This window comes from Erwinia sp. B116 (assembly GCF_002865965.1).
Lineage (GTDB): Bacteria > Pseudomonadota > Gammaproteobacteria > Enterobacterales > Enterobacteriaceae > Erwinia.
The window spans coordinates 25,319-49,608 of record NZ_JRZZ01000019.1 but is presented as its reverse complement, the minus strand read 5'-3'; the positions used below and the strand labels follow the sequence as shown (position 1 = coordinate 49,608).

General features: G+C 60.0%; 18 protein-coding genes. 6 read left to right on the top strand and 12 right to left on the bottom strand.

What is annotated here, in order from left to right:
• Window positions 1–77 precede the first annotated feature (77 nt).
• The 3 genes from NV64_RS14065 to NV64_RS14055 all read right to left on the bottom strand — a co-directional run bounded on the left by NV64_RS14065 (window position 78) and on the right by NV64_RS14055 (window position 3,309).
• Window positions 78–434, bottom strand: coding sequence for a hypothetical protein (locus NV64_RS14065; RefSeq protein ID WP_056235209.1), 357 nt, complete (start codon window positions 432–434; stop codon window positions 78–80).
• Window positions 435–523: 89 nt separating this feature from the next.
• On the bottom strand, window positions 524–931 hold the full coding sequence (locus NV64_RS14060) for a hypothetical protein (RefSeq protein ID WP_056235207.1): 408 nt from the start codon (window positions 929–931) through the stop codon (window positions 524–526).
• A gap of 290 nt (window positions 932–1,221) precedes the next feature.
• Entirely contained in the window at window positions 1,222–3,309 is a 2,088-nt protein-coding gene (locus NV64_RS14055; RefSeq protein WP_056235203.1) for an EAL domain-containing protein, read from the bottom strand.
• Between the two features lie 439 nt (window positions 3,310–3,748).
• On the opposite strand from NV64_RS14055, the gene sbmA reads away from it, so the two are divergent.
• Window positions 3,749–4,972, top strand: coding sequence for a peptide antibiotic transporter SbmA (sbmA, locus tag NV64_RS14050; RefSeq protein WP_056235202.1), 1,224 nt, complete (start codon window positions 3,749–3,751; stop codon window positions 4,970–4,972).
• Between the two features lie 16 nt (window positions 4,973–4,988).
• Here sbmA and NV64_RS14045 read toward each other — a convergent pair whose 3' ends face one another.
• Window positions 4,989–6,629 (bottom strand): dihydroxyacetone kinase subunit DhaK, encoded by a 1,641-nt coding sequence (locus tag NV64_RS14045; RefSeq protein WP_101506144.1) that lies wholly within the window; start codon window positions 6,627–6,629, stop codon window positions 4,989–4,991.
• 728 nt (window positions 6,630–7,357) lie between these two features.
• On the opposite strand from NV64_RS14045, the gene leuA reads away from it, so the two are divergent.
• A complete protein-coding gene (gene leuA / locus NV64_RS14040) occupies window positions 7,358–9,034 on the top strand; it encodes a 2-isopropylmalate synthase (RefSeq protein WP_101506143.1) in 1,677 nt (558 codons plus the stop codon).
• Between the two features lie 76 nt (window positions 9,035–9,110).
• Here leuA and NV64_RS14035 read toward each other — a convergent pair whose 3' ends face one another.
• From NV64_RS14035 to gltP, 3 genes are all read right to left on the bottom strand, one after another.
• A complete protein-coding gene (locus NV64_RS14035) occupies window positions 9,111–9,878 on the bottom strand; it encodes a helix-turn-helix transcriptional regulator (RefSeq protein ID WP_056235194.1) in 768 nt (255 codons plus the stop codon).
• Window positions 9,879–10,110: 232 nt separating this feature from the next.
• Entirely contained in the window at window positions 10,111–11,655 is a 1,545-nt protein-coding gene (locus tag NV64_RS14030) for a PAS domain-containing methyl-accepting chemotaxis protein (protein ID WP_101506142.1), read from the bottom strand.
• A 333-nt stretch (window positions 11,656–11,988) separates the two neighbouring features.
• Complete coding sequence (gene gltP, locus NV64_RS14025; protein ID WP_101506141.1) at window positions 11,989–13,287, bottom strand: glutamate/aspartate:proton symporter GltP; 1,299 nt, start codon at window positions 13,285–13,287, stop codon at window positions 11,989–11,991.
• 521 nt (window positions 13,288–13,808) lie between these two features.
• Here gltP and acs point away from each other — a divergent pair.
• The 3 genes from acs to actP all read left to right on the top strand — a co-directional run bounded on the left by acs (window position 13,809) and on the right by actP (window position 17,890).
• On the top strand, window positions 13,809–15,764 hold the full coding sequence (acs, locus tag NV64_RS14020) for an acetate--CoA ligase (RefSeq protein WP_056235187.1): 1,956 nt from the start codon (window positions 13,809–13,811) through the stop codon (window positions 15,762–15,764).
• 159 nt (window positions 15,765–15,923) lie between these two features.
• Window positions 15,924–16,235 (top strand): DUF485 domain-containing protein, encoded by a 312-nt coding sequence (locus tag NV64_RS14015; RefSeq protein WP_056235184.1) that lies wholly within the window; start codon window positions 15,924–15,926, stop codon window positions 16,233–16,235.
• Window positions 16,232–17,890, top strand: coding sequence for a cation/acetate symporter ActP (gene actP, locus NV64_RS14010; protein ID WP_101506140.1), 1,659 nt, complete (start codon window positions 16,232–16,234; stop codon window positions 17,888–17,890). Before NV64_RS14015 ends, actP begins: the two co-directional genes overlap by 4 nt.
• 587 nt (window positions 17,891–18,477) lie before the next feature.
• Here actP and NV64_RS14005 read toward each other — a convergent pair.
• The 3 genes from NV64_RS14005 to NV64_RS13995 all read right to left on the bottom strand — a co-directional run bounded on the left by NV64_RS14005 (window position 18,478) and on the right by NV64_RS13995 (window position 20,303).
• Window positions 18,478–19,023 carry a YfaZ family outer membrane protein gene (locus NV64_RS14005; protein ID WP_056235178.1) on the bottom strand — a complete coding sequence of 182 codons (546 nt, stop codon included), beginning with the start codon at window positions 19,021–19,023 and terminating at the stop codon, window positions 18,478–18,480.
• 142 nt (window positions 19,024–19,165) lie between these two features.
• Complete coding sequence (locus NV64_RS14000; protein ID WP_056235175.1) at window positions 19,166–19,861, bottom strand: LrgB family protein; 696 nt, start codon at window positions 19,859–19,861, stop codon at window positions 19,166–19,168.
• The gene (locus tag NV64_RS13995; RefSeq protein WP_369814371.1) at window positions 19,854–20,303 is read right to left on the bottom strand and encodes a CidA/LrgA family protein; all 450 of its coding nucleotides are present in this window, start codon (window positions 20,301–20,303) and stop codon (window positions 19,854–19,856) included. Before NV64_RS13995 ends, NV64_RS14000 begins: the two co-directional genes overlap by 8 nt.
• A 103-nt stretch (window positions 20,304–20,406) precedes the next feature.
• Between NV64_RS13995 and NV64_RS13990 the strand changes: the two genes are divergently transcribed.
• The gene (locus NV64_RS13990) at window positions 20,407–21,309 is read left to right on the top strand and encodes a LysR family transcriptional regulator (protein WP_101506139.1); all 903 of its coding nucleotides are present in this window, start codon (window positions 20,407–20,409) and stop codon (window positions 21,307–21,309) included.
• Between the two features lie 102 nt (window positions 21,310–21,411).
• Here NV64_RS13990 and NV64_RS13985 read toward each other — a convergent pair whose 3' ends face one another.
• Complete coding sequence (locus NV64_RS13985; protein ID WP_101506138.1) at window positions 21,412–23,061, bottom strand: Na+/H+ antiporter; 1,650 nt, start codon at window positions 23,059–23,061, stop codon at window positions 21,412–21,414.
• 211 nt (window positions 23,062–23,272) lie between these two features.
• A partial coding sequence (locus NV64_RS13980; protein ID WP_233208988.1) for an NCS2 family permease occupies window positions 23,273–24,290 on the bottom strand: 1,018 nt, incomplete at its 5' end.

Here is a 24,290-nt window from a genome sequence, read left to right as displayed (position 1 = left end):
ACAAGCCCGCACTCTGACGGGCTACCGCTTCCTCGTCGGCATCGGGCTGGGCTTCTGCTACTCGTTTAGGTGAGGTGTCAGACCTGCAGCACTGCAGTTTTAACAAACCAGGTTATCGCTGCGGTCATCATCGGCAGGAAAATGCCCCAAAAAACCTTCGAGTCGCTGGAGTTGATACGCGAATTCAGTTTCTCAATCATCGCCTGATGCCGGCTATCCATGTTATCTAAGCGTTCATTAAGCCGAACTTCAAAAGCATGCAGTGTGCCGGTGAATTCGGCTTTGGTGACAAACGTATCACAACGCTCAATCAGCTTTTCCACCGAAGCGGTGGTGGCAAAATTTTTGGAGCGCTCGGTTAGCGCCGTCACATCCAGCCGGATTTGATGCGTATCCTTTTCAAGCTGCTCAATCCGTTTATTTAATTCATCCATCTCGTTTCTCCCTTTGTCAGTGCTGATTCTGCACAGCATCCGCAAGTGGCGGCACCGCGCATCCGGGTTGATCGGTTACCCACGGCCATTCAGGTCATGACGGCGGTGCGGATAAACCAACCAATCGCGGCGGTCATGCCCGGTAAGAAAATCCCCCAGAAGATTTTGGAATCGACGGCGTTGATCCTTGATTCTGTGGCGTTGATTCTGGAATCTAAACGGCTGATCATCGCCATGTGCCGATCATCCATCTTTGCGAACCGTTCGTTCATCCGGTTGTCCATCCGATCCAGACGATCGTTCAGTCGCACTTCAAAATCATGCAGCTTGCCGTTGAACTCCGCCTTAGTGACAAAGCTATCGCAACGCGCAACCAGCGCATCCACCGAAGCCGTCGTGGCAAAATTTTTGGAGCGTTCGGTCAGCGTTGCCAAATCTACGCTGATTTTATGCGTATCCTTTTCAAGCAGCTCCACGCGTTTGTTTAACTCTTCCATCTCGTTTCTCCCTTTGTCAGTAACAGGCCTGAGTAACAGGCATGACATATTTCAAGCCGCCCAAAGTTCGCGTCTGACCACTTCAGGCGGGGAACGATACGGAAACTTAATTTACAGAAAATTCCAGATAATGACGTACAAAAGATGCGCAAATTTTCATCTGCGCATCTTTTATCAGCGGTGAGTTAAAGGGGCTCAGCCTGGCGCACCGTTAACCGGACAGCACGCAGAGGCAGTGGGTACTCACTGGAGAAGGTAGATTTTAGCCGCGCTTTTCTGCCGGCCGGCACTCACCCCGGCGTGAACGCCTCCAGCCGCGTCTCAGACGGCTGCGGGCGGCCAAAGTAGTAGCCCTGGAACAGCGTACAGCCCTCTTCTTTCAGCCGTTCAAACTGCTCGTTGCTCTCCACCCCTTCGGCGGTGATCTGAATATCCAGGCTGCGGCTCATGCCGGTGATAGCGCGGATAATCGCCAGCGCCTCGCGGCTGTCCTTCATATCGCTGATAAAGGATTTATCGATTTTGATTTTGTCGAACGGGAAGGATCGCAGGTAGCTGAGGGACGAGTAGCCGGTGCCAAAATCATCCAGCGCGATGCGCACGCCCAGCGCTTTCAGCTTCTGCAGCGTCTCAATATTCACCGAGTTGTTATCCAGCAGCACCGACTCGGTGATCTCCACCTCCAGCCGCTCCGGTGCCAGCCCGGAATCGCGCAGCGCAGCCTCCACCACCGAGACCAGCGCGCTGTTTTTAAACTGCAGCGGCGACAGGTTGACCGCCACGCTCTGCCCGCCCGCCCAGCCGGCCGCTTCGCGGCAGGCTTCATGCAGCGCATAGGCACCCAGGCTGTGGATCAGCCCGGTCTCTTCGGCAATCGGGATAAAGTCCATCGGCATAATCATCCCCTTCTCAGGGTGATGCCAGCGCATCAGCGCCTCATAGCCGACGATCTCGCAGTGCTGGTTGTTGGTGATTGGCTGATAGTAGAGCTTAAGCTGACGCCGGGTGATCGCCTCGCGCAGATCGTTCTCAATCAGGCGGCGCTTCTCGGCCTGTTCACCCATCTGATGGGTAAAGTGTTCAAAACGGTTTCGGCCGTTACGTTTAGCTTCGTACAGCGCCATATCGGCACAGCGCAGCTGCTGATCCGGCGAACTGGTTCCACGCTCGGCAAGGGAGATACCGATGCTCAGCCCCACCGACAGCGCATGGCCGTCCACGCTGAACGGCGGGCGGATCACGTCAATCAGCCGGCCGGCGACCAGCTCGGCCTCTTCGCCACCGCGCAGGCCAGGCAGCACGATGGCGAACTCGTCACCGCCGTTGCGCGCCAGCGTATCCTGCTCGCGCAGCACGCCGCGCAGCCTGGCTGCCACCGTACGCAGCAGATCGTCGCCGACCTGGTGCCCCAGCGCATCGTTAACGTTTTTAAAGTTGTCGAGATCGAGGCACAGGGTGGCGGTGACGCGCCGGGCATCGCGATCCTCGCGCAGCGCCTCGGTCAGCCGCTGGCTGAACAGTACGCGGTTCGGCAGGCTGGTCAGGTTGTCGTGGTGCGCCATATGGTGGATACGCGCATCGGCCGCCCGTTGATCGGTGACATCGTCGGCGATCAGCAGCACGTAGTTACGGTGTTCGTCGTTACCGCGAATAACCGAGGCGCTGGCGCTGATAATACGGTCGCCCAGCGGACTGGCCAGCAGACGCTCGTTGCGCTGCATCCCCTGTTTACGCTGCACCGCATCAGAGAGCTGCATAAAGTATTCGCTCATTTCTTCCGTCATGCATTCTGCCAGCTTCTTACCGACAAAATCACGCTCGGAGCCGCCGAGCAGCTGCTCGGCTTTGCTGTTGATCAGCAGGATTTCGCGCGATACCGCGTCTTCAACGATTACGCAGGAGGGAATATTGGAGACGATGGTATCCAGGAAGGTGGAAAGCGCCGCCATCTTCTCGCCGTTACGCTCCGCCAGCTCACGCGCCTGCTGCATCTGCTGCTCGTATTCGCGCAGCTCGGTGTAGTCACGGGTCACTTTGGCAAAGCCGAGCAGCAGCCCCTCATCGTTGCGAATCGCATCGATCACCACGTGCGCCCAGAACGCGGTGCCGTCCTTACGGTAGCGCCAGCCTTTGGTGTCGTAACGACCGGTTTCGCGTGCGATATTCAGCCCGTTCTGCGGCACGCCCTTCTCGCGATCTTCTGCGCTGTAAAAGCAGCTGAAGTTTTTACCGATGATCTCTTCCGGGGTATATCCCTTGGCGCGCTGAGCGCCGGCGTTCCAGTTGGCGACCACGCCATCCGGCTTCAGCATATAAATGGCGTAATCCACCACGCTTTGTACCAGCATGCGGTACATGACATCTGAATCATCTTTCATTTTTAGTGTTACCTGGTCACCGGCGGTATTTCATTGCTGCAAAACGCGGCCGGCTGAAAAACGCCTCTGACGGGCGCAAAATGTCACCGGGGCTTCCCTGCGAAAGCGGCGATGATGTCGGTTACAGTCTTGTTCCAGGGTTCGGGTATAAACTGAAAATCGCTGCCTGTCCAAGATAATTCCATTTACCCATCCTGGTTCATTTCAACAGTATCGGCATTGCTTAAAAAATATTCAGTCGTGCAACATTAATGCTTACCTCAGGGGAGCAGAAGTCAAAACCCGCGCCACGACATTTCCTGAAATAAATGCCCTGAGGTCGCCGGGCAACCTGCCCGTGGCCAGTTACACAGATTTCCTGCAGACACGAACGGATACAACCGTAGCGAGATTATTTACCGGCATTCAGGCTATAAAATTAAAAAATTCAGGAGTTGCGATGTTTAAATCCTTTTTCCCGCGGCCCGGCCTGCTTTTCATCAGCGCCGTGGCCTGGAGCGCACTGGCTATCCTGCTGTGGTTCACGTTTGCCAGCCGGCTGTTTGCGCATCTGATGTTTTTCTCTCCGGTGCCGGCCGGACCGCTGCCCGATAACGCGCTGCGTTTTATCGCCCCCACCTCGCTGGCCTTTGACGGCTACTATCTGCTGGTGGTCGGTCTGTTCAGCGCGGCCTGGTTCTGCCTCAGCCCGCACCCGTGGCAGCGCTGGTCGGTCACCGGCACCGCAATGATTATTTTCTTCACCTGGTTTTCGGTGCAGGTCGGCGTGGCGATTAACAGCTGGTACGGCCCGTTTTATAACCTGATTCAGAGCGCGCTGGACAAACCCGGCAGCGTGCAGACTGGCACGCTGTACGTCCAGCTGCTGGATTTTCTCAGTATTGCGCTGCTGGCGGTGCTGATAGACGTGCTGAACCTGTTTCTGATCAGCCATTACGTATTTCGCTGGCGCACCGCAATGAATGACTACTATATGACGCACTGGCCGCAGCTGCGCGGCATTGAGGGGGCCGCCCAGCGCGTACAGGAGGACACCATGCGCTTCGCCGCCACGGTAGAAGAGATGGGCGGCAGCCTGATTACCGCTCTGATGACGCTGATCGCCTTTCTGCCGGTGCTGGTGGCGCTGTCGGCCCACGTAAAAAGCGTGCCGCTGCTCGGCAGCATCCCCTATGCGCTGGTGATCGCGGCCGTGCTCTGGTCACTGCTGGGCACCGGGTTACTGGCCACGATCGGCATCAAGCTGCCGGGGCTGTCGTTCCGTAATCAGCGGGTGGAAGCCGCCTACCGTAAAGAACTGGTTTACGGCGAAGATGACCCCACCCGCGCCGCGCCACCCACCGTGCGGCAGATGTTCCTGCAGGTACGAAAAAACTACTTCCGCCTCTATTTCCACTATCTCTATTTCAATATTGCGCGCATCTTCTATCTGCAGCTGGACGCGGTGTTCGGCCTGCTGGTGCTGTTCCCCGCCATCGTCGCCGGCGGCATGACGCTGGGGCTGCTGAATCAGATTACCAACGTGTTCGATCAGGTTCGCGGCGCGTTTCAGTATCTGATCACCTCGTGGACCACGCTGGTTGAGCTGATGTCGATCTATAAGCGCCTGCGCGGTTTCGAGCAGGCGCTGGCCGGACCGCCGCCAGGGCTGGCGGCTGGCTAACCGCGCGCGGCCACGCTTACCGCGAGGCCAGCGCGGCAAACACCTGCTGCACGGCCCAGGCACCGGGATCTTTCACCCCGTCAAGGCTCTGCGCGTTGAGGTAAGACGCGCGGCCCGCGCCCGCTTTCTGCATCCGGCTGGTGCTGTCCGCCCCCTCTTTCGCGGCGGCGGCGGCGACTGACAACCCTTCACCCGCCAGCAGCGCGGCAAAAGCCGGTGCCAGCGCATCAATCATGGTACGGTCGCCGACCCGTGCGCCACCGTAGTGCTGCAGCCGCTCCAGCCCCGCGGTCAGCGCCTCAGGCAGCGGATCCCCCTGCTGCAGGCGCTGACCGGCGGCGGTAAACAGGATCGATAGCAGCACCCCACTGGAGCCGCCCATCACCGCCGCCAGCTGTTCGCCTACCACGCTCAACAGCGCCGCAGGGTTATCCAGCGGCAGCTGTCGCGCTTCACAGGCGTGCAGCAGCGCGCGGCTGCCGGCCGCGAAGGTCGAGCCGGTATCACCATCGCCAACCCGCGCATCCAGCTGGTTCAGCTCACTCTCCAGGCCGATCAGGGTCTGGCAGACGGTGGTCAGCACGGCGGCCGCGCCGGCATTCTCTGACGGGGTAAACGACGTCTGCGTGGCGATCGGCTCCGCCGCTAGCGTCACCGGCGGTTGCGGGATACTCACCCCGGGCCAGCCTGCCGCCTCCACCGACGCCCGCAGCGCCGCGTCACGCTCAGGATCCAGCCGTAACACCGACAGCGAGAAGCCTTTCATATCCAGCGCGCTGACCAGCGTGGCCGGCCCGACCAGCAGCGTGACCCGTTTGCCCAGCGTGGAGCGCAGCACCTCGCGGGTCAAAACCGCCATCTCCAGCTGGGAAAAACCGCCGAGATTGTTGACCAGCAGCGCCAGCGGCCCGTCCCCGCTGACGCGCTGCAGGCGCTGGCTCAGTTCGTCTACGATCCTGCGGCTGTTCTGCGTTGCCAGCGTGGAGGCCCCCGGCTCACCGTGAATGCCCATTCCCAGCTCGCTGTGGCCGGGCGGCACGCGGTCGTCACGCACTTCGCCCGGCACGTGACAGGGGCTGAAGGCGAGGCCGATTGAAGCGGTAGCCTCAATCGCCTGCTGCGCCGCTGCCGTCACGTCGCTTAAGGTCCGCCCCTGCTCTGCGGCAAAGCCCGCCACTTTGTGTACCAGCGCGGTACCGGCGATACCGCGCGGCTGCGGGTTATCCGCCAGCGCAATATCATCGCGCACGATGACCATCGCGACCTCATATCCCAGCAGACGGGCCTTTTCCGCCGCCAGGCCAAAGTTAAGGCGATCGCCGGTGTAATTTTTCACGATCAGCAGGCAGCCGGCTGGCCCGGTAACGTTGATGATGGCATGCAGCACCGCATCGACGCTCGGTGAGGCAAAGATATCGCCACATACCGCCGCGGTTAACATTCCCTTGCCGACAAAACCGATGTGGGCCGGTTCATGCCCCGACCCACCGCCGGAAATCAGCGCCACCTGTGATTTGTCCCAGTCGCGCCGCACCACCACCCGGGTCTGCGGACCCAGCGCCAGGCGGGCCAGATTCGGGTACGGGGACGACATCAGCGCCCCGTCAATCGCTTCATTTACCAAATTTTGTTTCTGGTCGACAAAAAATTGATACATCGCTTTTCTCCGCGTTGAGACACCTTGTAAGGCAGGCCGATCCTGCAGTTATGCTCGCTTTGCTGAAAAGCACCTTGCTGGCTGCCCTCCGTATCAGGACATATCTGTCAGACGAAGTCGATAATATTGGCCACTGCCTGTTACTTTTAGAAAAAAAATCTCGCCATTAACTTTAATCAACCGCGTAATCATAATCCTAAAAACGATCCCTTATCGAACAATTAAAGTAATTAGATCTCGAATCAAACCCTTAAATCGAACGAATAAAACCATTCACTATAAATACCATAACAGCATGAATTAAAACGATTAGATAAAACATACGCATTTGACGCATTAATTTACAAAAACAGAATTCAGTTTGAAATTGCAGTATCAATCACAGTTCAAGGTAAATTAAGGTGCATTTATCTGAAAAAAGTTCTAAAACTATCTACAGGGATCTCAATCGGAACGTTGAATCGGCGAACGCCTTCAGGATACATAAGATAAATATTTTAATGATTACCGGTGGTCCCTGCTTTCAACTTAAGCAAAAATAATCCAGACCCACGCCAACACCAGGGCGTTATCAGGAGCAGATCAGTCGATCTGCTCTTTTTTTTTTGCCGTAGTTTGTCCGCTTTTCGCCAGAGATTGTCAGTTTTGCGCCAGCCAGTACGCGCCGGCTTACGGCACACTAGCTGTTCACCCTTGACGCGATCGAAGACCTCTTCAGGAGCCTGAACATGCTGCCACATCCCGCCGAAAAATATCGCCCCTTTCCCGCCCTGACGCTGCCAGACCGCCAGTGGCCGGGCCACATCCTGCGCCAGGCACCGCGCTGGCTCTCCACCGATCTGCGCGACGGCAACCAGTCGCTGGCAGAACCGATGGATGCCGAACGCAAGATGCTGTTCTGGCAGCTGCTGCTGCAGTGCGGCTTTAAAGAGATCGAGGTCGCCTTTCCGTCGGCCTCGCTGACCGATTTCAACTTTGTGCGCCAGCTTATTGAACAGCGGATGATCCCGCAGGACGTCACCATCCAGGTGCTGACCCAGGCACGATCGGATCTGATCGATCGCACCTTCGCTGCGCTGGAAGGGGTGGATCGGGCGATCGTCCATCTGTATAACGCCACCGCGCCGGTATTTCGCCGGCTGGTGTTCCGCCAGAGCCGTGAACAGATTATCGAACTGGCCGTCAGCGCCGCCCGCCAGATCCGCCAGCGTTGCGAAGAGCAGCCGCAGACCCGCTGGACCTTCGAATACTCGCCCGAAACCTTCTGCTTTACCGAAATGGAGTTTGCCCTGCAGGTCTGTGAAGCGGTGGCCGCCGTCTGGCAGCCCTGCGACGCACGGCCAATGATTATCAACCTGCCGGCCACCGTGGAGGTCAGCACGCCGAACGTCTATGCCGATCAGATTGAGTACTTCTGCCGCCACTTCTCGCTGCGCCGGCAGGTGTGCATCAGCGTGCATCCGCATAACGATCGCGGCACCGGCATTGCCGCCGCCGAGCTGGCGCTGCTGGCGGGGGCTGACCGGGTGGAGGGCTGCCTGTTTGGCAACGGCGAACGCACCGGCAACGTCGATCTGGTGACCATGGCGCTGAACTTTTATACCCAGGGGATCGCCCCCGGACTGGATTTCAGCCAGATGAAACGGGTGGTGGACGTGGTGGAGCAGTGTAACCAGCTGCCGGTGCATCCGCGCCACCCTTACGCGGGTGAGCTGGTGTTTACCGCGTTTTCCGGCTCCCACCAGGATGCGATTAAGAAGGGCTTTGCCGCGCGTAAACTGCAGCAGGAGCCGCACTGGGAAGTGCCCTATCTGCCGCTCGATCCGGCGGATATCGGCTGCAGCTATGAAGCGGTGATCCGCGTTAACAGCCAGTCGGGCAAGAGCGGTGCCGCCTGGATGATCGAACAGAATCATGGCCTGACCCTGCCGCGCGGCCTGCAGCAGGATTTCAGCCAGCGGGTGCAGCAGGTCACCGACGGCGACAGCAAAGAGATGACCCAGGCGGCGATCTGGCAGCTGTTCCGCCAGGCGTATGGCCTGGATGCCCCGGCCTTACGCCTGAACGACTACCGCAGCCAGAGCGACCACCACGGGCAGCTGCAGTTTGCGGCCAGCGTGCAGCGCGGTGAGCAGGCGATCGCCATCAGCGGCTGCGGCAACGGGCTGCTGTCGGCCGCGGTAGACGCGCTGCGCCAGGCGTTCGACGTCCCCTTTGCCATTCAGGACTACCATGAGCACACCCTCGGCCAGCGTAGCGACAGCCGTTCCGTTGCCTATCTGCGCTGCACCTTCGGCGACAACCGCAGCCTGTGGGGCGTCGGCATCGACAGCGACGTGTCACGCGCGTCGCTGCAGGCGCTGCTAAACGCGCTGGGGCAGGCTCTGTCCGCCGCAGGGAAATGACGGCCAGCACAGGTTCAGCCCGCCGCCGGCGTGTTACCGACAGGGCCGCAGGCAGGAGCCTCACCGCCGGGCAGGCTCAGCCGCGCGCCGGGAAGTAGTCGCTGGGTGCCACGCCCATAATGCGGCGGAACATGGCGCTGAACGCGCTCTGGCTTTCGTAACCCAGCTCCAGCGAGACGCTCAGCACCGAGTCGCCGCGCGCCAGCCGCGTCAGCGCCTCCATCAGCCGCGCACGCCGCACCCAGTCGCTGAACTGCAGCCCGGTCTCCTGACTGAAGCGCCGGGCCAGCGTGCGGCTGCTGGCGTTAATCTGCCGCGCGCCGTTCTCCAGCGTCCAGCGATCGCCAGGCCGCGCGCGTACCGCACGGCACAGCGCCACCAGCGCGTCGCTGGACGGTTCCGGCAGGCGCAGCGGCAGCTCATCCAGCCCCCGTATCTCATCCAGGATCAGCTCATAGATGCGCTCGGCGCGGCTGGCGGGTGGGTACACCTCCGGCAGCGCCAGCGCGCTGACGATCAGTTCGCGCAGCAGCGGCGACACCTGCACCACCTGACAGCTGGCGGGCAGATCGGCGCGCGCCAGCGGATCGATAAACAGCGTCCGCGCCGCAACGTCACCGGTAATCTGCAGTGCATGATGCACGCCGGCCGGCAGCCAGACGCCGCGTCCCGGCGGCACGATCCAGTGCCCGCTATCGGTCTCGACCCGGACGACACCGGTCAGCGTATGCACCAGCTGCGCACAGTTATGATAATGGCGCGGCTGATGCTCGCCGTGGCGGTAGTCATGGGCAAAAGGCACCAGCGGGCGGGTGGCAAAGCTGAAGTCGATAGTGGAGGACATAACAGGCTCGCGATAGCGTTCAGGCCTAAAGCTTATCACAGGACGATCGCCCGCTGGCGGCCAGACAGGGGTGACAGCGGCCAGGCTCCGGGTAGACACAATGACAGAAGCCCCGGGCATCCGCTTATGGCGGCACACCCGGGCATCGTTTCAAAAGACAGCGAACCGGAGCCGGTGTGGCGGCGGCGGCGCGTAAAGCGGCACACCGGCAACGGGTAAAGACGCTTTGTGCTTAACGGAACACGCTGATCGCCTCCACCAGCCGGGTGGCCTGGCGGTTCATCCTGCCGGATGCCTGGGCGCTCTCCTCCACCCGGGCGGCGTTCTGATGGGTAATGTGGTCCAGATCCTCCACTGCCAGGCTCACTTCGCTCAGCGCGGTGGCCTGCTCGGCGGTAGCTTCGCTAATCCGGGTAATCAGCGTGGTGACGTTCTGCACCTGGCTGACGATATTTTCCATCGTTTTACCGGTGTCGTTCACCTGCAGGGTGCCCGACTGCACTTTGGTGGTGCTGGTCTCCACCAGCGACTTGATCTCGCTGGCCGCCGCCGCGCTGCGCTGCGCCAGGTTACGCACCTCACCGGCTACCACCGCAAAGCCTTTGCCCTGCTCGCCGGCGCGGGCGGCTTCCACCGCGGCGTTCAGCGCCAGAATATTGGTCTGGAAGGCGATGCCGTCAATCACGCTGGTAATGCTGGCGATCTTTTTCGAACTGTCGGTAATTTCCGCCATCATTTTGACCATCTCCTGCATCGCTGCACCGCCCTGCAGCGCGCTTCTGCTGGTACCGATCGACAGCGTATTGACCTCGGCGGCGGTATCGGTGTTGTTCTTCACCGTGGCGGTCATCTCATTCATGGTGGCGGCGGTCTGCTGCACGTTAGCGGCCGCCTGCTCGGTACGGCGGCTCAGCTCGGCATTGCTCTGCGCGATGGCATCGCTGGCACTGAGCACGTTGATTGCCTGACCGCTGACGTCACCCACCAGCCAGCGGAACATCAGCCCCAGCTGGCCGATGGCGCGCAGCGTCATACCCACCTCATCAACCCGGTCCATCTGCTCAACTTTCTGGCTGTCCCCGGTGGCCACGCCCAGCGCCTGCTGGTAAACACGCTCGATCGGCCGCGAGATCTGGCTCTCCAGCCAGGCGGAGACGAGCAGCAGCAGCAGCGCCATACCGGCAGCGAAGATGCCGGTTGCGGTAGCGCTCAGCCCCAGCCCCCAGACGCCCAGCGTGGTCAGCAGCAGCAGCAGCAGCAGCGGGCTGCGGATGCGCCAGCGCAGCGGCTGGGTCTTAAACAGTGAACGCCAGCGCATAAGGCCGGTGCGCACCACCAGCCCTTTATGAAAACGCACGCCTTTCGCTTTGCCATCGCGGAATTTTTGATACAGCGCGGCGGTCTCGCGTACCTCCTGCTGGCCGGGCTTAGTGCGCACCGACATATAGCCCTGCACCTGGCCGTTGCGCACTACCGGGATGGCGTTGGCACGCACCCAGTAGTGATCGCCATTTTTACGGCGGTTTTTCACCAGCGCACTCCATGGCTCCCCTTTTTTCAGCGTCGCCCACATATCGGCAAAGGCTTCAGGCGGCATATCCGGATGGCGCACCATATTGTGCGGCTGGCCGTTAATCTCTTCAGGCGTAAAACCGCTGACCTCAATAAACGCATCATTGGCGTAGGTGATGCGGCTGCTGGCGTCGGTGGTCGACATCAGCGTGGCATCATCTTCAAACAGGTACTCTTGCTGTGTAACGGGCAAGTTATTACGCATGGGTTAAATCCTTCATGGGATCAACAAAAGTGAGGTAAGAGGGGATGAGTTATATTTTTTTATATTTTCGGCGCGAACGGGCAGATCTTTAGTGGCCTTAACACAAATCACATGACGCAGGTAGCATATCCACTCGCTCAGTGACGGCAGGTGGTCGCCGGTGAACGGTCAGTTGCAACGGGCAGAAAAACCCTGAGTGCGGTAAGTGATTAAACTTAAGACAGATTTTAGAGTATTACAGATGTATCTTCGGCGGGAATAAAAAAAGACCAGCCCGCAGGCTGGTCCCCTTCAGCGCACGCGGCGCCGGATACTCAGGTTAACGGCACGCGGTTAACCGGCCACCTGTTTCAGCTGCGCCTCGTAGGCCACCGCCTGTTTCGCATCAAACTGATCTTCCCACTTGGCGATTACCAGCACCGCCAGCGCGTTACCGACCACGTTCAGCGCGGTACGTGCCATATCGAGGATACGATCCACGCCGGCGATAAACGCCAGCCCTTCCAGCGGGATGCCGACGCTGCCCAGCGTCGCCAGCAGCACCACAAAGGAGACGCCCGGCACGCCGGCGATCCCTTTCGAAGTGACCATCAGCGTCAGCACCAGGATAATCTCCTGGCCCAGCGACAGATCGATGCCGTACAGCTGGGCGATAAAGATCGCCGCAATGCTCTGATACAGCGTCGAACCATCGAGGTTAAACGAGTAGCCGGTCGGCACCACAAAACTGGTGATCGCCTTCGGCGCGCCGTAGGCCTCCATCTTCTCCATAATGCGAGGCAGCACGGTTTCCGAGCTGGCGGTGGAGTAAGAAAGGATCAGCTCATCCTTGAGGATGCGGATCAGCGTAGTGATGCGCAGATTACAGAAGCGGGCGACCGCTCCCATCACCACCAGCGCAAAGAACAGGATTGCCGCATAGACCAGCACCACCAGCTTAGCCAGCGGCCACAGCGAGGCGAAGCCAAAGTTGGCGACGGTCACCGAGATCAGCGCAAACACCCCGACCGGCGCGTAGCGCATAATCATGTTGGTCACTTTGAACATCGCTTCCGAAGTGGAGCGGAATACCTTCACCAGCGGATCGCGGTGTTCCGCCGGCAGCGATGACAGCCCAAGGCCGAACAGCACCGAGAAGAAGATGATCGGCAGCATGTCGCCTTTCGCGATCGCCGCAAAGATATTCTGCGGGATCAGCGACAGGATGGTGGTCACCAGGCTGTGCGGCTGTCCCTGCACCTGCGCGGTGGTGGCTTCATACTTAGAGATGTCCACCGTTGCCAGCGTCGACATATCTATGCCGGAGCCGGGCTGAAACACGTTCGCCAGAGTAATCCCTGTCACAATGGCAATGGTGGTAATCACTTCAAAATAGATGATGGTTTTGACACCAATACGCCCGAGCTTTTTCGCATCACCCACGCCGGCAATGCCGACGATCAGCGTGGAAATCACGATCGGCACCACGATCATTTTGATCAGGTGGATAAAGATATCACCGGCCGGGCTGAGCACGTTAGTGACCAGCCACTCGCGGCTCTCCTGCTGATTATGCAGTACCGCACCGACGGCGATCCCCAGTACCAACGCAATCAATATTTGCCAGGCAAGGCTGAACTTTACAGATTTCATAACTTGTCTTTTTCCTTAACACAACCTGCTTACCGCATGAGACATACGGCATGAATGGCGCTCAGAGGAGGCAGTCCGAATTCGGACAATTCGCAGGTGATGGATGGTTGATTCCTGATTTACAGGCGCGTAATCAGTACCATTTTCAACGGCATGAATGCAACCCTACGCGATATGCGGCTACTTATTTAATCAGCGACAGGATAAACGTCTGAAAAATAGCCAGCATAATAAACCGTTGTTATGAAAGCGTTTATTAATCTAAAAAATGCGCATAGTGATGCAAAAAAGCGGCGTTGCCCGCAGAAATAAAAAGGTCTATTTGCGTTTTTTTTGCACGGCGTGCTGTACTGCAACCGGCATAACGGCGCGCCATCCCCAACGGAAACGGCCACTGTCGGGCGGCTTTCATCACCGGCTGTTATGACGTGATCTGCCGCGCAAAAAGAAAACAAAGCCAGACACCGGTCTTCAATTAACCTTTGATTGACATATTATTAACATCTTCAAGGAGGCGAGCCATGACAGAAAAACACCGTTACCCGGTTCCCGCAAACATTGCGGAACATACGCTGATCAATGCCCGGCAGTACCAGTCGATGTATCAACAGTCGGTCGAAAACCCCGACGCATTCTGGGGAGAGCAGGGAAAAATTCTCGACTGGATAACCCCCTATCAGACGGTGAAGAACACCTCCTTTGCCCCCGGCAATATTTCCATTCGCTGGTATGAAGACGGCACGCTGAACCTGGCCGCCAACTGCCTCGATCGCCACCTCGACGCCCGCGGCGACCACCCGGCGATTATCTGGGAAGGCGATGACGCCGGCGAAAGCACCACCCTGACCTACCGCGAGCTGCACCGCGATGTCTGCCGCTTTGCCAACGTGCTGTTGGATCTCGGCATTAAAAAAGGCGACGTGGTCGCCATCTATATGCCGATGGTGCCGGAAGCGGCGGTGGCGATGCTGGCCTGTGCGCGCATCGGCGCCATCCATTCGGTGATCTTCGGCGGCTTCTCGCCGGAGGCGGTGGCAGGCCGCATCATCGACAGTAATTCACGTCTGGTGATCACCGCCGATGAAGGCATACGCGCCGGGCGAGCCATTCCGCTCAAGCGCAACGTTGACGATGCGCTGAATAACCCTAACGTCACCAGCGTCAGTAACGTGGTGGTGCTGAAACGCACCGGTAAGGCCACCGGCTGGGACAACCAGCGCGACCTGTGGTGGCACGAACTGGTCAGCAAAGCCAGCGACCATCATCAGCCAGAGCCGATGAACGCCGAGGACCCGCTGTTTATCCTTTATACCTCCGGCTCCACCGGCAAACCGAAAGGGGTGCTGCACACCACCGGCGGTTACCTGGTTTACGCGGCCAGCACCTTTAAGTACGCCTTTGACTACCAGCCGGATGATATTTACTGGTGTACCGCCGACGTCGGCTGGGTCACCGGCCACAGCTACCTGCTGTACGGCCCGCTGGCCTGCGGCGCCACCACCCTGATGTTTGAAGGCGTGCCCAACTGGCCGAAACCGAGCCGCATGGCCGAGGTGGTCGACAAGCATCAGGTCACCATTCTCTATACCGCGCCGACCGCGGTGCGCGCATTGATGGCAGAAGGCGATAAGGCGATTGAAGGCACCCAACGCAGTTCGCTGCGCATCCTCGGCTCCGTAGGCGAACCTATTAACCCGGAAGCCTGGGAGTGGTACCACAAGAAAATCGGTAACGGTAAGTGCCCGATTACCGATACCTGGTGGCAGACCGAAACCGGCGGCTTTATGATCCTGCCGCTGCCGGGCGTCTGTGCACAGAAGCCGGGGTCGGCGATGCAGCCGTTCTTTGGCGTGCAGCCGGTGCTGCTGGATAACGAAGGCAAGGTGCTGGAGGGCGCGACCGAAGGCAACCTGGCGATTGCCGATTCATGGCCGGGCCAGGCGCGTACCCTGTTCGGCGATCACGATCGCTTTGAACAGACCTACTTCTCCACCTTTAAGAATATGTACTTCAGCGGCGACGGCGCGCGGCGCGATGAGGACGGCGACTACTGGATCACCGGCCGCGTTGACGATGTGCTGAATATCTCCGGCCACCGGCTGGGCACGGCGGAGATTGAGTCCGCGCTGGTTTCCCACCCGAAAATCGCCGAAGCGGCGGTGGTCGGCATTCCGCACAGTCTGAAGGGCCAGGCCATTTACGCCTATATCACCCTGAACAGCGGCGAAGAGCCGACGCCGGAGCTGTACACCGAGGTGCGTAACTGGGTGCGGAAAGAGATCGGCCCGATCGCCACGCCGGACGTGCTGCACTGGACCGACTCGCTGCCAAAAACCCGATCCGGCAAAATTATGCGGCGCATTCTGCGCAAAATTGCCACCGGCGATACCGGCAATCTCGGCGATACCTCCACGCTGGCCGATCCGGGCGTGGTGGAGAAGCTGCTGGAAGAGAAACAGACCATTAAGATGCCGTAACTCACAGGGGCCTCCGCGCCCCTGTTTTACCTGCCGCAGAGCAGGGCCTGCCGTAATGCTCTTTCATTCGAAACACCGTTGATATCAATAACAAAAAACTCCCTGATCGGGGCGTGGTGCCTGTCCGCACCCCTCCGTTCACCACCTCTGGAGGCGTTAATGAACGATGTCATCATCCAACGCATTGAACACAGTGCGCGCTTTAAGGAGCTGGTCAGCAAGCGCCAGGCCTTTGCCACCCTGCTGTCGCTGATCATGCTGGTGCTCTACGTCGGCTTTATCCTGCTGATCGCCTTTGCCCCCGGCTGGCTCGGCACCCCGCTGCACGCCGGCACCAGCGTAACGCGCGGTATCCCGATCGGCGTCGGCCTGATCGTCATCTCCTTTGTGCTGACCGGCGTCTACGTCTGGCGCGCAAACGGTGAATTTGACCGCCTGACCCGCGAACTGCTTGCCGAGGTGAAGCAATGAAACAGCCTTTACGCCTGTTCAGCCTGCTGACGCTGCTGCCGGTACCGGCGCTGGCGGCCGACGCCATCAGCGGCGCGGTCGAGCGTCAGCCGACCAATATTGAAGCGATCGTGATGTTCCTGATTTTCGTCGCCGCCACGCTGGGGATCACTTACTGGGCGTCGAAGCGCACCCGTTCGCGCAGCGACTATTACACCGCCGGCGGCAACATTACCGGCTTCCAGAACGGCCTGGCGATGGCCGGTGACTTTATGTCCGCCGCCTCGTTCCTCGGTATCTCGGCGCTGGTCTATACCTCCGGTTATGACGGGCTGATCTATTCGCTCGGCTTCCTGGTCGGCTGGCCGATTATCCTGTTCCTGATCGCCGAGCGGCTGCGCAACCTTGGCCGCTACACCTTTGCGGACGTCGCCTCTTACCGTCTGCAGCAGAAACCGATCCGCACCCTCTCCGCCTGCGGTTCGCTGGTGGTGGTGGCGCTGTATCTGATTGCGCAGATGGTCGGTGCCGGCAAGCTGATCCAGCTGCTGTTTGGCCTCGACTATCATGTGGCGGTGGTGCTGGTGGGCATTCTGATGGTGCTCTACGTGCTGTTTGGCGGCATGCTGGCCACCACCTGGGTGCAGATTATTAAGGCGGTGCTGCTGCTGTTCGGCGCCAGCTTTATGGCAATTATGGTGATGAAGAGCGTCGGCTTCAGCTTTAATACGCTGTTCAGCGAGGCGATGAAGGTCCATCCGAAAGGCATTGATATTATGAGCCCGGGCGGGCTGGTGAAAGATCCGATCTCGGCGCTGTCGCTCGGGCTGGGGCTGATGTTTGGTACCGCCGGACTGCCGCATATTCTGATGCGCTTCTTCACCGTCAGCGACGCCCGCGAGGCGCGTAAAAGCGTGTTTTACGCCACCGGCTTTATGGGTTACTTCTACTTCCTGACCTTTATTATCGGCTTCGGTGCCATTCTGCTGGTCGGTGCCAACCCGGCGTTTAAAGACGCCGCGGGCGCGCTGATTGGCGGCAATAATATGGCGGCGGTGCATCTGGCCGACGCGGTGGGCGGTAGCCTGTTCCTCGGCTTTATCTCCGCCGTGGCCTTCGCCACCATTCTGGCGGTGGTGGCCGGGCTGACGCTGGCCGGGGCATCGGCGGTGTCGCACGATCTCTATGCCAGCGTGTTCCGTAAGGGGCAGGCAAGCGAGAAAGATGAGCTGCGGGTGTCGAAGATCACCGTGCTGGTGCTGGGGGTGGTGGCAATTGCGCTGGGGATCCTGTTTGAGAAGCAGAATATCGCCTTTATGGTCGGGCTGGCGTTCTCGATCGCCGCCAGCTGTAACTTCCCGATTATCCTGTTGTCGATGTACTGGTCGAAGCTGACCACCCGCGGCGCGATGATCGGCGGCTGGCTGGGGCTGCTGACGGCGGTGGGGCTGATGATCCTCGGCCCGACGGTGTGGGTGCAGGTGCTGGGCCACGCGAAGCCGATATATCCGTATGAGTATCCGGCGCTGTTTTCGATGCTGGCCGCCTTTATCGGGACCTGGCTGTTCTCGGTGACCGATAACTCCGCCAGCGGCGCGCAGGAGCGCCAGCGCTTCCAGGCGCAGTTTATCCGTTCGCAGACCGGGATTGGGATTGAGGGTGGTAAGGGGCACTGAGTCAGCAAGGGGGGCCTGTACGTTCTGAGTTGCCTGAAGGTAAAAACCGTTAACACCGTGCCCGGCTCAGGGAGCCTGTACACTCCGCAAAGACGCAACAAGCGTCATCCATGACAGCTCAGCGCGGGCCCTCCCTGGCCCGCGATGCTTTGCTCCGTGTACAGGCTCCCTTCGCTTTAGGTTCGGAGCTGCCTGAAGGAAGGGCACCGTGCCCGACTCCCATCGTTTTGCATTGTCCGCAGGAGTCATCGCCTGCGGGTTCAGTGATCGACAGGCTCAGGCAGCGACGCCAGAAATTTCGGGCAATCGGGTCTTTCCGGATAAGCGGACCGTCAGCGGCCAGGGACGGCCGCTGCCGAGCGCACACGGACGTGTTCATAGCGTGTCCGCGTTCCGGAAAGACCCGATACGCCGGGCACCGGAACACGCAGCGACTTCTGCTTTGTGCGGGCCATCCATGACCCGTGATGCTTTGCTCCGTGTACAGGCTCCCTGCGCTTTAGGTTCGGAGCTGACTGAAAGAAAACACCTTTCAAGATACAGCCTCCCTGCGCTTAACGTTCCGAGTTGCCTGTAAGCAGAACAGGTTAGAAGTGCAGCGCGGCACCCACATAAGGGCCGTTGGCGACGACGTTGTCTTTACGACCGTCTTTGCCGTTCAGGCTCATATATTTGTAGCCCACGCTGACGTCAACCAGCGAGATCGGCTGGAAGCTGACGCCGGCAGCGGCTTCCTGATAGTTGTCGATGTGGCTGGAGGTCGCGTCCGGCGCGTAGAAGTACTCACCGTAGACGTTAAACATGCTGGTTACCGGCACCTTAACGCCGCCGCCGATGGCGATGGCATAGCCGTCACGGGTGTCTTTCGGGTTGGTGGACAGTGCTTTGACGGTCGGTGACAGGAACACGTCGCCGACCGCCACGTTGTAGCCCAGACCGAGGCTTTCCACGTTGCCGTCGTGGTCGCTGCGCAGCCAGTCGCCGGACAGCGCAAAGCCCGGGGTGTTGGTGCCCAGACCGACGTGAACGTCAGTGTAGTCTTTGCCCACGCTCACGCCACCTTCGATAGCCTGGGCAGAGCCTGCCAGCGCCAGCAGTGCCAGCGCACCGGTTGTCATTGCCACTCTTTTCATTGTTTTCTCCTGGTAAAAATTACGCATGCCGCAGGGCGGCGAGCGTGAAGACTAAAGCAATCACACTAAGAATTATATGAGAAACAGGGGAAAGCGCCTGAATTTGATTAACATTACAAAAATGGCGGTAAGCAAATATTTCTTATCCGGCCCACATCAGATGACCAATGGCCGGGGCCAGCACCACGGTGAGAATACCGGACAGCATCATCACCAGGCTGGATACCACGCCCTCCTGTGCACCCAGTTCGTAAGCGCGGGCGGTACCGGCACCGTGGGAGGCGGCACCAAAGCCCGCGCCCTTCGCCATCCCCTGGGTTATTGCCAGCCGCAGGAAAAGAATATCCCCCACGGCCATGCCAAATACCCCGGTGATCACCACAAACAGCGCCACCAGGTCCGGCTGGCCGCCGAGCTGTTTCGCCGCCGCCAGCGCAAACGGCGTGGTGATCGAACGCACCGCCAGGCTGCGCTGAATAGCCTCGGGCAGCATCAGCAACCGGGCCAGCCACACCGAGCTGAACACGGCGACCAGCGTGGCGACGATCACCCCGGCGGTCAGCGACAGCCAGTGGCGGCGAATAATCGCCAGGTTTTCATATACCGGCACGGCAAACGCCAGCGTCGCCGGGCCGAGCAGCCACAGCAGCCAGCGGCTCTCACCGATATAGTCCTGCCAGGAAACTTTTGTTACCAGCAGCAGCGCCACCAGCACCATCGGCGTCATCACCAGCGGCATCAGCAGCAGACGGTGCCAGCGGCGGTAGAGGCGCTTATTGCAGAAGTAGACGCCCAGCGTGACCAGCAGGCACACCACGCTCAGCAGCAGATCACGCATGACGTTTAGCCTCCCGCCGCGCGCTCAGCCAGCACTCAAAACGGTAGACCCGCTCCACCACCACGCTGGTCGCCGCCAGCACCAGCAGGGTACTGACGCCGATCACCAGCAGAATGCGCCAGCCCTCCAGCCGCAGCAGCTCCGCATAGTTCACCACCGCCACCACCGCCGGGATAAAGAACAGCAGCATTTCGGCCAGCAGCCAGTTCGCGCCGGCTTTGACCCAGCCGAGCGGCAGCACCCGCAGCACGATCATCGCCAGCAACAGCAGCAGGCCGACGATATTGGCCGGCAGCGGCAGGTGCAGCCAGATCACCAGTTGCTCAGAGAATACAAACAGCGCGATGTAGAGTAAGACCTGCAGTGGCACCTGCAGGCGCTGCCGCCAGGCGGGGGCAGACGGTAGCGGGCCGGTCAGGTGCTGTGGGGTGCTGCGACTCACTTTTTATCCTCGGTAATACTTCGACAGAAATGATTATAAATCCGCGACAAAGGGTGAAAAAAATGAATTAATATTATTCCAGCTATGCCAGAAAGGAATGATGATGGACGTTCGCGCGTTGCGCTATTTTGTGGAAGTGGTTCGCCAGCAGAGTTTTACCCGCGCGGCGGAACAGCTGTACGTCACCCAGCCGACCATCAGCAAGATGCTGCGCCAGCTGGAAGAGGAGCTGGGCTGCACGCTGCTGCTGCGCGAAGGGCGCAGGCTGCATCTGACCGACACCGGCCAGGCGGTCTATCAGCGCGGGCTGACTATCCTGCAGGAGTTTAAACAGCTGGAAGCCGAGATCAGCGATATCAACGAGCTGAAAACCGGCGAGCTGCGGCTGGGCATTCCGCCGATGGTCGGCATGCAGATCGCCGGTGCGGTCTCCGCCTTCCGCCAGCGTTACCCGGGTGTGGTGCTGAAGATCTCTGAGTTTGGCGGCCTGACGGTGCAGCAGGCGGTGCTGACCGGCAGCCTGGACATTGCCATGACCGCCCTGCCAATCGCTGACGATCAGCCACTCAACGCGCTGCCGCTGGTCAGCCATCCGCTGTGCGTGCTGGTGCCGCGTACCGAGGCCTGGCTGCGCCGCACCCACGTGCCGCTGGCCGAGCTGGCCGGGCATCCGATCCTGATTTATAACGAAGAATTTTCCCTCAACCGCCAGCTGATGCGCGCATTTCAGGCCAGCGGCTTTACGCCGCAGATCGCCGTGCGCAGCGGCCAGTGGGACTTTCTGGCGGCAATGGTACAGGCAGGAATGGGGGTAGCGATTTTGCCGGAGCCAGTCTGTCAGCGGCTGGATAAGAGCCAGCTGCTGTGGCTGCCGCTGGAGTCGGATCTGGTGTGGCAGCTGGGGCTGATCTGGCGCGAGGGCAACTACCTGTCGCGCAGCGCCCAGGCGTGGATCAGCTGCTGCCGCGAGTGCCTGCCGGGTGAAGCACCAGGGCTGTCACTGTAAAATTCAGAAAATGCGCGGTTATTTGTTGCGGAGATGCTGAGAACTAATCCGCACATTTTTGTGCTACCAGCATACGGGCAGGGCATTGCCCCACCCGCCGGTTTACTCCTCTTTACCGCTCAGCAGCGTTTCCAGCAGGTCGAGCTCGTGCAGCAGCTGCTGCATGGTTTCGTTGCTGATCTGCTGGGTGGCGCGCAGGTGGTAGAGCTCGGCGCGTTCGGCACGCACCGCGTTCAGGCGGAAGCGGCGTTCGAGGTTCTCGGCAAACTGCGAACGTTCCAGATCGTCTTTGCCGTCCACCCGGCGGCGCAGGTTACCAATTACCCGCGAACTCACCTCTTTCAGTAGCTCGGTATCGATGTTCTCTTCGGTGTCCGCCGTCAGCCGTTCTTCCATCTTATACAGGCTCTCCATCGCCACGCCGGCCATCACCGCCCGCGCGGTCTGCACTTCGCGGCGGTGCACGCTTTTATCGATGCCATCAATACCGCGCAGCAGCAGCGGCAGCAGCACCACACCAACCAGCAGCGAGAACAGGATCACCCCGGTGGCGAGAAACACCAGCTCGTAGCGCGCCGGGAAGTCGCTGCCGTTGCTCAGCAGCAGCGGAATCGACAGCACGCCGGCGAGGGTAATCGCCCCGCGCACGCCGGCAAAGGTGGCGATCAGCAGCTCGCGGGTGGTGTAGCTGGAAAACTCCATCGGCCGCTTTTTCAGCAGGCGGCGGCTGATGGCGCGCATGGTCCACAGCCAGCCAAAACGCACGATCATCAGCGCAAAATAGACCAGTACCACCGAGGCAAACAGCACCCACAGCTCGACGTTAGGATCGGCATCGGCCTGCCTGACCGAGATTTCCATAATCCCCGGCAGCTGCAGGCCGAGCATCAGGAACACCATGCCGTTAAACACGAACTCCAGCATCTGCCAGACGCTGTTAGCACGCAGGCGCATCGCCAGCGGCGCCTGGCGAATAATGCCGGAGCGAGAAATGGTCATCCCGGCCGCCACGGCGGCAAGGATGCCGGAGACGCCGATATGCTCGGCAATCAGGTAGGAGGCAAACGGCAGCAGCAGCAGCAGCACGGTCTGCGTCGCCGGATCGTCACCGCTCAGGCGGCTGAACAGGCGCAGCGATTTACCGTACAGCCAGCAGATGGCGATACCGGCCAGCAGGCCGCCAATCGCCACCTTAAGAAATTCAACCGTAGCACCGGAGACGGTAAACACCATGGTGCCCATCACTACCGCCACGGCAAACTTCAGCGACACCAGGCCGGAGGCGTCGTTCATCAACGCCTCGCCCTGCAGGATCGACATGATTTTTTTTGGAATACGCCCTTCACCGACGATGCCGGAGAGCGCCACCGCATCGGTCGGTGACAGGACGGCGGCCAGCGCAAACGCCGGGATCAGCGGGATGCCCGGCACCAGCCAGTAAATCAGGTAACCAATACCGACCACGGTGACCAGCACCAGCGCCAGCGCCAGGCCGATAATCTCCCGCCCGTGGTGCAGGAACTCGCTGGTCGGGGTTTTCCAGCCGTCGGCAAACAGCAGCGGCGGGATAAACAGCACCAGAAACAGCTCGGGGTCAAAGTCGACGTGCAGGCCGAACGTCGGCCAGGCCAGCAGCGCCCCCACGGCAATCTGCACCAGCGGCAGGGGGATCTGAAACGGGATAATACGCGCGGCCACGCCCGAGAGCGACACGACCAGCGTCAAAATGAGGATGGTGAAGAAGATTTCCATGTTTACCTTACTCTGTCTTCCGGTGGGGTTTCATGCAAAGACGGCAGCGCAATGCACCTTGCAGAACATCACCGTCAGCGGCACAGCCAGCGTGACGGGACACAGATTATAGTAAAACAAAATAGTAAACCGTTGAAAAACAGGATGTGCTCAGGAGGGAAATTCAGTAGGTTCTGAAGGTGGGGCCGCCGTCTGCGGCCCCGAAACAGCATTAAATCGCCCAGCCGCCGGCATAGAAAGCGACAAGGATCGCCGCGATAATCACCGTACCGGCGTTCAGCTTGCGCCATTCGCCGGCAAAGATGCGGCCGATCACCAGCGCACCGAAGCCAAGCATAATGCCGGTCACGATGTTGCAGGTCAGCACGATAAACACCGCCGCCAGCAGGCCGGACATCGCATCAACAAAGTCATCAAAGTCGATTTTAGAGACGTTGCTGAGCATCAGCAGGCCAACGTACATCAGCGCCGGTGCCGTGGCATAACCCGGCACCAGGTAGGCCAGCGGTGACAGGAACAGGATCATCAGGAACAGCACGCCGACCACGATCGCCGTCAGGCCGGTTTTGCCGCCCGCCGCGGTGCCCGCCGCCGATTCGATATAGACCGCCGCCGGGGCCGCACCGACCAGACCGGAGAAGATGCTGCTCAGTGAGTCGCTGGTTAACGCCTTACCGCCGTTGATAATCTGGTTGTCTTTATCCAGCAGGTTGGCCTGGCCAGCCACCGCGCGGATGGTGCCGGTGGCATCAAACACCGCGGTCATCACCAGCGCCAGCACGCTCGGCAGCACCGCCGGTTGCAGCGCACCGAGGATATCCAGGCTGAACACCAGCGAATTCCCCTGCGCATCGCTCAGGCTTGGCATGGCGAACAGCCCCTGATACTTAACCGACGGGTCAAACAGCAGGCCGATCACCGAGATGGCGATAATGGTCAGCAGGATGCCGCCCGGCACGCGCAGCTTCTCCAGGCCGAAGATCGCCGCCAGCCCAACCAGCGTCATGATCACCGGGAAGGAGGTGAAGTGGCCCATCGCTACCGGCAGGCCGGGTGCCGGGTTCTTCACCACCAGGCCGACGCTGTCCGCGGCGATCAGCAGCAGGAACAGGCCAATCCCGACCCCGGTGCCGTGCGCCACGCCCATCGGCAGGTTGCGCAGGATCCAGGCGCGAATGCCGGTGGCGGAGATCAGGGTAAACAGGATACCCATCAGGAACACCGCACCC

Bases quoted from the DNA above. Each gene is read 5' to 3' on its own strand.
- NV64_RS14015 (WP_056235184.1), top strand. From the start codon at position 15,924: ATGAACGATGTCATCATCCAACGCATTGAACACAGTGCGCGCTTTAAG.
- NV64_RS14000 (WP_056235175.1), bottom strand. From the start codon at position 19,861: ATGCGTGATCTGCTGCTGAGCGTGGTGTGCCTGCTGGTCACGCTGGGC.
- NV64_RS14055 (WP_056235203.1), bottom strand. From the start codon at position 3,309: ATGAAAGATGATTCAGATGTCATGTACCGCATGCTGGTACAAAGCGTG.
- acs (WP_056235187.1), top strand. From the start codon at position 13,809: ATGACAGAAAAACACCGTTACCCGGTTCCCGCAAACATTGCGGAACAT.
- NV64_RS14045 (WP_101506144.1), bottom strand. From the start codon at position 6,629: ATGTATCAATTTTTTGTCGACCAGAAACAAAATTTGGTAAATGAAGCG.
- NV64_RS14065 (WP_056235209.1), bottom strand. From the start codon at position 434: ATGGATGAATTAAATAAACGGATTGAGCAGCTTGAAAAGGATACGCAT.
- gltP (WP_101506141.1), bottom strand. From the start codon at position 13,287: ATGAAATCTGTAAAGTTCAGCCTTGCCTGGCAAATATTGATTGCGTTG.
- NV64_RS14030 (WP_101506142.1), bottom strand. From the start codon at position 11,655: ATGCGTAATAACTTGCCCGTTACACAGCAAGAGTACCTGTTTGAAGAT.
- NV64_RS14060 (WP_056235207.1), bottom strand. From the start codon at position 931: ATGGAAGAGTTAAACAAACGCGTGGAGCTGCTTGAAAAGGATACGCAT.
- sbmA (WP_056235202.1), top strand. From the start codon at position 3,749: ATGTTTAAATCCTTTTTCCCGCGGCCCGGCCTGCTTTTCATCAGCGCC.
- NV64_RS14005 (WP_056235178.1), bottom strand. From the start codon at position 19,023: ATGAAAAGAGTGGCAATGACAACCGGTGCGCTGGCACTGCTGGCGCTG.
- NV64_RS13985 (WP_101506138.1), bottom strand. From the start codon at position 23,061: ATGGAAATCTTCTTCACCATCCTCATTTTGACGCTGGTCGTGTCGCTC.
- actP (WP_101506140.1), top strand. From the start codon at position 16,232: ATGAAACAGCCTTTACGCCTGTTCAGCCTGCTGACGCTGCTGCCGGTA.
- NV64_RS13990 (WP_101506139.1), top strand. From the start codon at position 20,407: ATGGACGTTCGCGCGTTGCGCTATTTTGTGGAAGTGGTTCGCCAGCAG.
- leuA (WP_101506143.1), top strand. From the start codon at position 7,358: ATGCTGCCACATCCCGCCGAAAAATATCGCCCCTTTCCCGCCCTGACG.
- NV64_RS14035 (WP_056235194.1), bottom strand. From the start codon at position 9,878: ATGTCCTCCACTATCGACTTCAGCTTTGCCACCCGCCCGCTGGTGCCT.